Genomic DNA, 10,439 nt, shown 5'->3' with positions numbered 1-10,439 from the left:
GGAGCATCATCAGCACGGCGCCGTCCGACTGCGCATAGTCTCCGAAACATTGGAGGACGTTCGGCCAGAGTTCAGGCGTGCCCGCGGCCTCGTAGATCCGGTCGATCAGGGTCTCGAGCACTGGCCTGGCCCCCCTTGCCTGAACGTCAAGCGCAATACGATAAGGCCAATATCAGTCCAAAAGAGACAGTCACATCCACCAAATGGTGGATTTGGTCTGGAATGCAGATGTGTGCCAGCCCGGCTGGCGCGATCTGTTGGCCCGCCGTTCGAGAAAATCGAAGACATCGACCGGGCGACTTGATCGGGTCTCGCCTGAATTTCGTTGTTGCAAACGACTGGATCCGTGAAGATTTTGCGATCCGACCGTCATTTGTTGTTCGATTCTTGATCGACTGGGTTCGGCTACCTCCTGCCTTCGAAGCGCGATCCGCCGGATGAATGATGTCCGAATCGGAACCGTTTCTACACTGATTTCACGGTGGAGGAGGATATCATGAAGACAGTAATCGCGAGCTTGATGGTGCTGATGGCGATCGGATCTTCGCGCGCGGACGAGCTGAACGACATGCCGGAACTTGCATGCGCGCGTGCCTCTTCCGATCTCGAACGCGAGCAGATCGGTTGCCGGGACACGAACTTGACGAAGGTTGAGAGTCGGCAAGCCGCATCGCCCCTCGACCGTTCCGAGGACGAATAGAAGGTCTCCGCGGGCTTCCTGAGCGCGACCACCGCCGGTCCAGGGGCACGCCTGCGATGTCGGGCCCCGGCCGGAACGCGGCTCAGGCGCCCGCGTCCGAATCGTCGCCCGAGAGCTGCATCCGGTGCAGGCGCGCATAGGCCTCGCCCGAGGCGATCAGCGCGTCGTGCGTGCCCGTCTCGACGATTCGGCCGGCCTCCATCACGACGATGCAATTGGCGTTGCGCACGGTGGAGAGCCGGTGGGCGATCACCAGGGTGGTACGCCCGGTCATCAGGCGCTGGAGGGCCGACTGGACGAGGCGCTCCGACTCCGAATCGAGGGCGCTGGTCGCCTCGTCGAGCAGCAGGATCGGCGCGTCCTTCAGGAAGGCGCGGGCGAGCGAGATGCGCTGGCGCTCGCCCCCGGACAAGCGCCCGCCGGAGGGCCCGACGGCAAAGTCGTAGCCCTCGGGCAGGCGGCTGATGAAGTCGTGCGCGGCCGCCGCCTCGGCCGCCGCATCGATCTCGGCGCGGCTGGCGCCCGGCCGTCCGAAGCCGATATTGGCCGCGATGGTGTCGTCGAACAGCACCACGTCCTGCGAAACCACCGCCACGGACGCCCGCAGCGAGGCGAGCGTCACCGCCCGGATGTCCTGTCCGTCGATGCTCACCGAGCCTTCCGTGACGTCGTAGAGGCGCGGCACGAGGTTGAGGAGCGAGGATTTGCCCGAGCCGGAGCGTCCGACGAGCGCCACCGTCGCGCCGGCCGCGACGGTGAGGTCGATGCCCTCCAGGGCCGGCGCGTCGGCGCGGTAGCGGAAATGCACGCCGGCAAAGCGGATCGCGCCGCCCGCCATCCGAAGGGGCCGCGCCTCCGGCCGCTCGCGAATGAGGGGGGCTTCGTCCATCAGGGCGAAGTAGCGCGTGAGGGCGGCGCCCGCCTCCTGCAGGATCGCGTTGAGGGAGCCGAGCGTCCGGATCGGCTGCGAGGCGAGGAGCAGCGCCGTGACGTAGCCGGTGAAATCGCCGACCGTTCGGTCGCCCGAGGTGACCCGCTGGCCGACCAGGGCCAGTACCGCCGCCACCGCGAAGCCGCCGCCGATCTCGAGCAGCGGGTCGAGGCGCCCGCGCGCGTTGGCGGCCTTCATCTTCAGGCGGCGCACCTCCTCGAAGGCACCGGCGGCGCGGCCCTTCAGGTAGCCCTCCAGCGCGTAGGTCTTGGCGATGCGCGCGCCCTGCAGGCTCTCCGTGATGAGGCTCGCGGTCAGGCCCATGCGCTCCTGCGTGCTGGTGGAGACGCGGCGCAGCTTCTTGCCGACGCGGCCGATGGGCCCTGCGACGAAGGGCACCACCACGCCGGCCACCAGGGTGAGGAGGGGGTCCATCCAGAGCAGCGCCGCCACCAGGGCGATCAGCATGGCGATGTCGCGCAGGAGCACCGTGGAGATGCGGGTCAACGCCTCCTTGATGAAGGCGAAATCCGTGGTGAAGCGCTGCGTGAACGCCGCCGGGCTCTCGCGGCCGATCTGCGCCAGGTCGGAATCGATGAGGTGCGCGTAGAGGGCCGCCTGCATGTCGGCCTCGACGCGGGTCACGACCCGGTTGGTCAGCACCGTCTGGCCGAACAGCGCGAAACCCCGGATCGACGTGATGGCGATGACGATGACGGGCGCGTAGGCCAGCGCCCCGAGATCCTTCCGGTCGAACGCGTCGAAGGCGAGCTTGATCAGCGTCGGGTAGAGGCCGGTCGCCACGCCGACGATGGCGATGAGCACCAGCACCACCGCCAGCGTCGCCCGGTGCGGGCGCAGCCAGATGTCCCAGACCCGGCGCAGGAGGGGGAGGATGTCGCCCTTGGGAAGCGCCCGTCGCGCCATGCTGGTTTCGCTCTTTCCGTGCCGCTTGCGATCGCCCGAGAACGCCGGGCCGTGATGGCCGGTCCGTCGCGGTTGCGAGGGTGTGTGCGTTCCCCACCGCAAGAGATCAAGCGAAAGCCGTGCGGGTTGGAAATGTGATAATGTTACAGTATGGGCTGGCGGGTTCGATGAAGGGATTCCATTCCATGCCGACCTGGCGCCTGTTCTCCCGTGTGCCTCTGGTTGCCGCGCTCCTCCTCGGTCTCGTCGCACAGGCGGGCGCGGCGGAGGCGAAGCTGCGCGCGGTGGCGACCTTCTCGATCCTCGGCGACCTCGTGGCCCAGGTCGGCGGCGACCGCGTCGCGGTGACCACCCTGGTCCAGCCGAACGCCGACGCGCATGGCTACACGCCCGCGCCGAGCGATGCCCGGACGCTCGCCGATGCCGGGCTCGTCGTCGTCAACGGGCTCGGCCTGGAGGGCTGGATCGACCGGCTGATCAAGGCCTCGGGCACGAAGGCGCCGATCGTCGTCGCTTCCGCCGGGGTCAGGCCGATCGAGGCGGAGGACGACGATCACGGGCATGGCCACGCGCATCACGACGATCCGCATGCGTGGCAGAACATCGCCAACGCGAGGGTCTATGTCGGCAACATCCGCGACGCGCTCGCGCGGATCGATCCCGACCACGCCGCGACCTATGCCGACAACGCAAAGACCTACCTCGCCACCCTCGACGCCCTCGATGTGGAAGTGCGCGCGGCCATCTCCGCGATTCCGGCGGCGCAGCGCCGGGTGATCACCACGCACGACGCCTTCGGCTACTTCACCGCCGCCTATGGGCTGACCTTCATCGCACCGCAGGGCGTCTCGACGGACAGCGAGGCGAGTCCGCGCGACGTCGGCCGGATCATCCGCCAGATCCGCAAGGACCGGATTCCGGCGGTGTTCCTCGAGAACATCGCCGACCCTCGCCTGATGCAGCAGGTCGCTCGCGAAAGCGGCGCGGCCATAGGCGGCAAGGTGTTCTCGGACGCACTCTCGGGCCCCGACGGACCGGCGCCGACCTACGTGGCGATGATGCGCAACAACGTCGCCGCCTTCGCGGCGGCGCTGGGCAAACGCTGAGAGGGCCGCCTCAGCCGCCCGTCATCGGCGGGAAGAACGCGATCTCGGAGGCGCCCGCGATGGGCGCGTCGGGCTTGGCGTGGACCCGGTCGATGGCCGCGCGCACGATGCCGGTGGTCTCGAAGGCGTAGGCGTATTCCTCGCCGCGCCCGCGCAGCCACCCCACGAGGTCGGCTACCGTGACGAGGCCCTCGGGAAGCGCGACGGTCTCCTCGGCCTTTCCGACGCGCTCGCGCACCCAGGCGAAATAGACGAGCTTCATCGGGGTGGCCCTCCTTCAGCGCGGGTCGTCGATGACGTGCTTGATGCCGGCGCGCATGTAGTCCCAGCCGGTGTAGAGCGTCAGGGCGGCGGCGATCCACAGCAGCGCCGTGCCGGTCCAGATGGTGCCGGGCAGGATGCTCTCGCCGGCGGGACCGGCCACCAGGAAGCCGATGGCGACGAGCTGCAGCGTGGTCTTCCACTTGGCGACCCTGCTCACAGGCACGCCCACCTTCAGCTCGGCGAGGTACTCGCGCAAGCCCGAGACCAGGATCTCGCGGCAGAGGATCACGATGGCGGCCCACAGGGTCCAGCCGTGGATGGTGTTGTCGCTGGCCAGCATCAGCAGGCAGGCGGCGACCAGCAGCTTGTCGGCGATGGGGTCGAGCATGCGCCCGAGCGCCGAACTCTGGTCGTAGGTGCGCGCCACATAGCCGTCGAGATAGTCGGTGATGGCGGCCAGGATGAACACCCCGAGCGCGCCGAAGCGCGCGCTCGCTTCATCGGGCCAATACAGCAGCGCGACGACCACCGGGACCGCCACGAGGCGCCCGTAGGTCAGGCAGTTCGCCAGCGTCCAGGCGGGCGAGCGGCGTCGGGTCAGGACGGGATTCATCGGAGGCGTGAAACCATGCGCCGTGTTGGGGGTCAACCGGTCCAGCGCCGCGTTCTCTTCAACCATGGGTGTGGAAGAAGTCGTAGACCGCCCGCGCGGTGGCGGCATTGACCCCGGGGGTCTTGGCCAGGTCCTCGAACGCGGCCCGCTGGATCGCCTTCACGGTCCCGAAATGGTGGAGCAGCGCCCGCTTCCGGCTCGGACCGATGCCGGCAATCTCATCGAGGGGATTGCGGATCAGTTCCCGCTTGCGCTTGGCCCGGTGGCTGCCGATCGCGAAGCGGTGAGCCTCGTCGCGCAGGCGCTGCACGAAGTAAAGGGTCGGGTCGCGCGGCGGCAGCTTGAAGGGGGGGCGGCCGGGTACGAAGAAGGTCTCGCGCCCCGCGTCGCGGTCGCGGCCCTTGGCGATGCCCACCAGCGCCACGTCGGTCACGCCGATCTCCTCCAGGGCGACGCGCGCGGCATCCAACTGGCCCTTGCCGCCGTCGACGAGGACGAGGTCGGGCCAGGCCGGCAGGGTGTCGCTCTCCGATGCCGCCTCGGCCACGGGCTCGGCGGCTCCGCCCTCGCTCGCCGCGATGGCGGCTTCCCGCGCGGTGCGTGGGTTCTCCTTGACGAGGCGCTTGAAGCGCCGTTGCAGCACCTCCCGCATCATCCCGTAATCGTCGCCCGGGGTCAGCTCCTCGGACTTGATGTTGAAGGTACGGTAGTGCTGCTTGGCGAAACCCGTCGGACCGGCCACGATCATGCCGCCCACCGCGTTCGTGCCCATGATGTGCGAGTTATCGTAGACCTCGATGCGCCGGGGCGCGGCCGCCAGCCCGAAGGACTGGCCGAGCGCCACGAGGAGCTTGCCCTGCGAGGCTGTGTCGGCGAGGCGCCGGCCGAGCGCCTCCTTGGCGTTGCGCTGGGCGTACTCGACGAGGTTCTTGCGCTCGCCGCGCTGGGGCTGGTGGATGTCGACGCGGTACTCGGTGCGGCTCGACAGGGCGGCGGCCAGCAACTCGGCATCTTCGATGACGTGGGAGACGAGGACGAGGCGGGGCGCCGGCTTGTCGTCGTAGAACTGGCCCATGAACGAGGCCAGCACCTCGTCCGGCGTCATGGAGCGATCGGCCTTGGGGAAGTAGGCGCGGTTGCCCCAATTCTGGAAGTTTCGGAAGAAGAACACCTCGATGCAGAACTGGCCGGCCTGCTCGTCGAGGGCAAAGACGTCGGCCTCCTCCACCCCTTGCGTATTCACCCCTTGCGTTCCCTGGATGGCCGAGAGCGCCGCGATCCGGTCGCGAAAGCGCGCGGCGCGCTCGAACTCCATCGTCTCGGAGGCCGCCTGCATCTCTTCGCGCATGCGGTCCTTCACGGCGTTCGACTTGCCCGCGAGGAAGCTCTTGGCGCTGTCGGCGAGGCCCTGGTAGTCGCCGAGATCGATCTCGCCGGTGCAGGGGCCGGAGCAGCGCTTGATCTGGTAGAGCAAGCAGGGCCGGGTGCGGTTCTCGTAATAGCTGTCGGTGCAGGTGCGCAGCAGGAAGGCTCGCTGCAGGGCGTTCACCGTGCGGTTCACGGCCCAGACGCTGGCGAAGGGGCCGTAATAGCTACCCTTGCGCCGGCGCGCGCCGCGATGTTTCACGATCTGCGGCGCCTCCGAATCCGCCGTGACCAGGATGTAGGGAAACGACTTGTCGTCCCGCATCAGCACGTTGAAGCGGGGCTTCAGCTGCTTGATCAGGTTGGCCTCGAGCAGCAGCGCCTCGGTCTCGGTGGCGGTGGTGACGAATTCCATCGCCGCCGTCTGCGAGATCATTCGCGCGATGCGATTGGAATGTGCCTGGCCACGGGCGTAGGAGCCGACCCGCGCCTTCAGGTTCTTGGCCTTGCCGACGTAGAGCACGTCGCCCTTGTCGTCGAACATCCGGTAGACGCCGGGTGAGGTCGGCAGGGTGGTCCAGAAGCGCCGGATCACCTCGGTGCCGGCCTTGACCGCGCCCTCCTCGAAATCGAAATCGATCTCGGGGGCGTCGTCTGCCTGGGCCGTGTCGGAGGTGTCCTCGGAAAGATCCTTAGCGGAATCCTCGCGGAACGCGTCCGCGTCGTCGAACCCGTCCGGCGGCAGGTCCTTGGAAGATCGCAGGTCCTTGCCGGATCGCAAATCTTGGGCGGATCGATCGTTCGCGGGGGCGCGGCTCATGCCGCTGATCTAAGCGTCGGGGATTCGAGAAGGAAGGGGCGCGTCGCGGGACGCTGCCCCTCAATCGAACAGCGCGTCGATGTCGCCCTGGTCGACATGGCCGATGTCGTCGGCGAGCCTCGGCCCGTTGAGGAGCGAGCTCTCGTCGTCGATGTCCGCCTTGGCGGGGGCGACACCGAGGAGTTCGCTGAAGGTGTCGAGGCCGCCCCAGGCCTCGATCATCCGGTCGAGGTGCTCCTCGATGAACTTCAGGACGCCCACGATCTTGTTGATGCGCTGGCCGGTGAGGTCCTGGAAGTTGCAGGCCTCGAAGGCGATGACGACGCGCTCGAGGATCGCGTCGATGTTCTCGCGCCCGGCCATGGTGGTGGTCATGGCGCGCAGCATGCTGGCGTTGGTCTCGATCTCCTCGATGGCGCCCAGGATCGTGCTGGTGGCGCGCTCGGTGGAGTCGACGACGGCGTCGAGTTCGCCCGCGACCCGGCGCATGCCCTTGCCGGTGTTCTCGGAGCGATAGAGGGTGGCGATCTCCTGCTTGGTACGGGTGATCGCGTCCTTCATGATGTCGAGCTCGGAGCGCATCGCGAAGGCTTCGTTGAGCTCGCGCCGGCAGGCGTCGATGGTCTCGACCGTGCTGGTCTGCGTGACCTTGCGCAGGTCCTGGATCGCGGCCAGAATTTCCTCGAGACGCTTGTTGTTCAGGTTCGCCGCCTCGGCCGAGACTACCGCCTCCGGCGCGACGATCGGGCTCGCCAGTCCCAGGCTGTCCTCGATGCGGTAACGTTTCATGGTCATCGGTCGCGATCAGCCGGCAGGAGGGAAGCCACCTGATCGTGAAGCAGACTCGTTGCGATTTCTTGAACGCCGCAACGCTCCGGCAACCTTTACGGAGCGTTCACGCTGAATCCGCGCAATTGTTCGCAGTCGTTCGGTACGGGATGATTCACCACGTTCCTTCACCGCGTGCTTGCCACCCGCGTCGATCCTCCGGGCACGTCGAACCCACGCAAGGGTTCGGTCCGGCGTGGAGCGTTGACGAGCATGCGGTTCGATTGGTGCGTGGCTGTCGCCTGCCTGGCGGCGGGATTGGCGGGGCAGGGCGCGAAAGCGCAATCGGCGGGGCCGGCACGGTCGGGCGCCTATGGCGGCGGCTTCATCGAGTTCCTCATGAGCGACGACCGCCCGGCGCGTGGGACGATGCCGGTGCGGTCCGCGCGCGGGGCGCTCCCCGACGATGGCGTGCTGCCGGGACATTCGGGCGCCTATGGCTACGGGGGCCCGGGAAGTCCGCGCTACCTCAATTCCGGTGACCGCGTACCTCTGGAGCCGGAACCCCAGCTCTCCGATGTCCGCGCACGCGCGCCGATGCGCATGGCCGCGCTCCCCCAGGCGCCGGCCCAGGAGCCCGCCGTCGAGGCGATCGCGCGGGCACCCGATCCGCGTTACGGCCGCCAGGTCGTCGCCTATGACGGGCCGCAACGCCCCGGCACCATCGTGGTCGATACGCCCGCGAAGTTTCTCTATCTGGTCCAGCCGGGTGGACAGGCGATCCGCTACGGGATCGGCGTCGGGCGACCGGGCTTCGCCTGGTCGGGGCTGAAGACGATCAGCCAGAAGCGCGAATGGCCGGATTGGACGCCGCCGGCCGAGATGGTCCGCCGCAGGCCGGACCTGCCGCGCCATATGGCGGGCGGCCCCGGCAATCCGCTCGGCGCCCGCGCCCTCTACCTCGGCTCCTCGCTCTACCGCATTCACGGCACGAACGAGCCGCACACGATCGGGCAGAACGTCTCGTCGGGTTGCATCCGGATGATGAACGAGGATGTCATCGATCTCTACGAGCGCACGCCCGTCGGCACGCGCGTCGAGGTGCTCTGAACCCGATGCCTTCTCGTCGATGAGGTCGGCGCCGCGATGTGCGGCGCCGACCTCATGATTGATCAGACCCAGTCGTCGTCGCCGCCGCCGCCGAGGTCGCCACCGAAATCGCCGCCGGCATCATTGCCGAACGAGGCGTCCTGAACGTCGTTGCCGCTGCCGCCCAGGGCCGAGCCGAGATCGTCGTTGCCGCCACCGAAGTAGTTGTTCTCGGTGATGTTCGGGGAACCGCCGAGGCCCGCCGCCGCGGCGCTGCCGAGCGAGGAATGCCCGCCCGCGAAGGCGTTCGACAGTGCGCTGCCGAGGAGCATGCCGCCGGCGGCACCCGCCGCCATCGGAAGCGCCGTCGCCATGAAGCCGCCGCCGCGGGCCGGAGCTGCCTGCTGGCCGGCCCAGGGGCCACCCTGCTGCGGACCGCCGTAACCCGGCTGCTGCTGCCCGTATCCTGGCTGCTGGCCATAGCCCGGCTGCTGCCCGTAACCGGGCTGCCCGCCCTGATTGCCCCAGGCTCCGCCCTGACGGGGCGGCTCGGGCTGGCGGGACGATCCGCCGCCGAAGATGCTGGAGAGGAAGCCGCCGCCACCCTGAGGTTGCTGCTGGGACGACTGGCGGGCCTGCTCGAGCTGCTGGTTTAGGCTCTTGATCGCCTCTTCCTGCACGTAGATGAGCTGCGCCATCGCGTAGGGCGCGTAGGGCTGCGCGCGGAGCTTGTCCGCAATGAAGCGTTCGGCTTCCGCGTCGCGGGGCTGGCTCGAAGCCTGCTCCAGGCGCTGGAAAATGCCGCCGATGACGTCGCGTTCTTCGCTGTTCATGGAGTTGTCCTCCTGGGGCCAGCCGGCGGATAGCCACCCGCACGGGCGGGTCACAGATGGGGGTGCCACCGGCCTTTGTCAGGGGTTCAACGCGAACTTTGCCGTTCCGGATGCATCGGCGGGTTTCGAATGTGTGCGCGCAAACGAAAAGAGCCTGGCCGTGAGGCCAGGCTCTCTGAGCATCGGACGCCGGAACCGGCGTCCGAAATCCGGGACTAGTAGGAGCCGAACTTGTAGTTCACGCCGGCGCGGACGACGACGAACTCGTCGGAGCGACGGTTGTTGTAGCCAGCCGTCACGACGCCGGGGGTGTTGACGGAGTAGGTGGCACCCGTTGCGGGCGAGTAGGCGAACACGCCGTTGTTCCGGTTGTCGCGGTCGAGGTTCACGTACAGGCCTTCGACCTTGAGCGTGACGGCCGAGGACTTGAAGAAGTTCAGGAACGAGTCGGTCGGCAGGGCGTATTCGATGCCGCCGCCAGCGGCCCAGCCGGTGCGGAAATCGTTGCGGCTGCTGTTGGGCAGGCCGAAATCGGAGCCGCCGCCGCCGCCGTAGGCGAAGCCGCCGGTGCCGTACACGAGGGTGCGGTCGAAGGCGTAGCCGAGGCGACCACGGACGGTGCCGAAGTAGTCGAGGCCCGACAGGCCGTTCGGGTTCACGGCAACGAGGTTGTTGGGGTTGTAGCCACCAATGAACGTGCCGTTGTTCCGCTGCGCGCCGAAATCGACGTATTGGGCGTCGGCCTCGACGCCGATCACGAAGCCGGAGCCCGGGGTGAACTGGTAGTTGTAGCCGATCTGACCGCCGCCAACGAAGCCTTCGTTGGTGTTACGATTGTTGAAGGCCACACCGCCGACGGTGCCGGGCAGGAAAGCGGGGGCGGTGGCCAGATCCGTGGTCGTGCGGTTGTCGTCGTTGCCCGTGCCGAAGCCGTAGCCGGCGTTGAAACCGGCGTAGAAGCCGGTCCAGGTGAACACCGGCACCGGCACGAACACCGGGGGAGCCGCGCGGCGCGGAAGATCG

The 10,439-nt window shown here is 68.1% G+C and carries 10 protein-coding genes; 3 read left to right on the top strand and 7 right to left on the bottom strand.

Annotation, left to right across the window (positions count from 1 at the left end; genetic code table 11):
- The first annotated feature begins 496 nt into the window (after nucleotides 1-496).
- Nucleotides 497-700, top strand: coding sequence for a hypothetical protein (locus JWQ05_RS17920; protein WP_299661256.1), 204 nt, complete (start codon nucleotides 497-499; stop codon nucleotides 698-700).
- 82 nt (nucleotides 701-782) lie between these two features.
- Here JWQ05_RS17920 and JWQ05_RS17915 read toward each other — a convergent pair whose 3' ends face one another.
- Complete coding sequence (locus JWQ05_RS17915; RefSeq protein ID WP_299661253.1) at nucleotides 783-2,558, bottom strand: ABC transporter transmembrane domain-containing protein; 1,776 nt, start codon at nucleotides 2,556-2,558, stop codon at nucleotides 783-785.
- A 185-nt stretch (nucleotides 2,559-2,743) separates the two neighbouring features.
- On the opposite strand from JWQ05_RS17915, the gene JWQ05_RS17910 reads away from it, so the two are divergent.
- Nucleotides 2,744-3,664 carry a metal ABC transporter substrate-binding protein gene (locus JWQ05_RS17910; protein WP_299661250.1) on the top strand — a complete coding sequence of 307 codons (921 nt, stop codon included), beginning with the start codon at nucleotides 2,744-2,746 and terminating at the stop codon, nucleotides 3,662-3,664.
- A 10-nt stretch (nucleotides 3,665-3,674) separates the two neighbouring features.
- On the opposite strand, the gene moaD is transcribed toward JWQ05_RS17910, so the two are convergent.
- From moaD to JWQ05_RS17890, 4 genes are read right to left on the bottom strand one after another with little or no spacing between them, the layout of a single operon-like run.
- Complete coding sequence (gene moaD / locus JWQ05_RS17905) at nucleotides 3,675-3,926, bottom strand: molybdopterin converting factor subunit 1 (RefSeq protein ID WP_299661247.1); 252 nt, start codon at nucleotides 3,924-3,926, stop codon at nucleotides 3,675-3,677.
- 15 nt (nucleotides 3,927-3,941) lie between these two features.
- Entirely contained in the window at nucleotides 3,942-4,541 is a 600-nt protein-coding gene (gene pgsA, locus JWQ05_RS17900; RefSeq protein WP_299661259.1) for a CDP-diacylglycerol--glycerol-3-phosphate 3-phosphatidyltransferase, read from the bottom strand.
- A 58-nt stretch (nucleotides 4,542-4,599) separates the two neighbouring features.
- Nucleotides 4,600-6,726 carry an excinuclease ABC subunit UvrC gene (gene uvrC / locus JWQ05_RS17895; protein WP_299661245.1) on the bottom strand — a complete coding sequence of 709 codons (2,127 nt, stop codon included), beginning with the start codon at nucleotides 6,724-6,726 and terminating at the stop codon, nucleotides 4,600-4,602.
- Between the two features lie 60 nt (nucleotides 6,727-6,786).
- Nucleotides 6,787-7,521 carry a protein phosphatase CheZ gene (locus tag JWQ05_RS17890; RefSeq protein ID WP_299661242.1) on the bottom strand — a complete coding sequence of 245 codons (735 nt, stop codon included), beginning with the start codon at nucleotides 7,519-7,521 and terminating at the stop codon, nucleotides 6,787-6,789.
- 246 nt (nucleotides 7,522-7,767) lie between these two features.
- On the opposite strand from JWQ05_RS17890, the gene JWQ05_RS17885 reads away from it, so the two are divergent.
- The gene (locus JWQ05_RS17885; RefSeq protein WP_299661239.1) at nucleotides 7,768-8,604 is read left to right on the top strand and encodes a L,D-transpeptidase; all 837 of its coding nucleotides are present in this window, start codon (nucleotides 7,768-7,770) and stop codon (nucleotides 8,602-8,604) included.
- A gap of 62 nt (nucleotides 8,605-8,666) precedes the next feature.
- On the opposite strand, the gene JWQ05_RS17880 is transcribed toward JWQ05_RS17885, so the two are convergent.
- Nucleotides 8,667-9,416, bottom strand: a complete 750-nt coding sequence (locus JWQ05_RS17880; RefSeq protein WP_299661236.1) for a DUF2076 domain-containing protein — start codon at nucleotides 9,414-9,416, stop codon at nucleotides 8,667-8,669.
- Between the two features lie 215 nt (nucleotides 9,417-9,631).
- Nucleotides 9,632-10,439: porin family protein (locus tag JWQ05_RS17875; RefSeq protein ID WP_299661231.1), on the bottom strand; the 808-nt coding region annotated here is incomplete at its 5' end.

The organism is Methylobacterium sp. (assembly GCF_028290105.1).
GTDB lineage: Bacteria > Pseudomonadota > Alphaproteobacteria > Rhizobiales > Beijerinckiaceae > Methylobacterium.
This window is presented reverse-complemented; position numbering and strand designations above follow the sequence as displayed.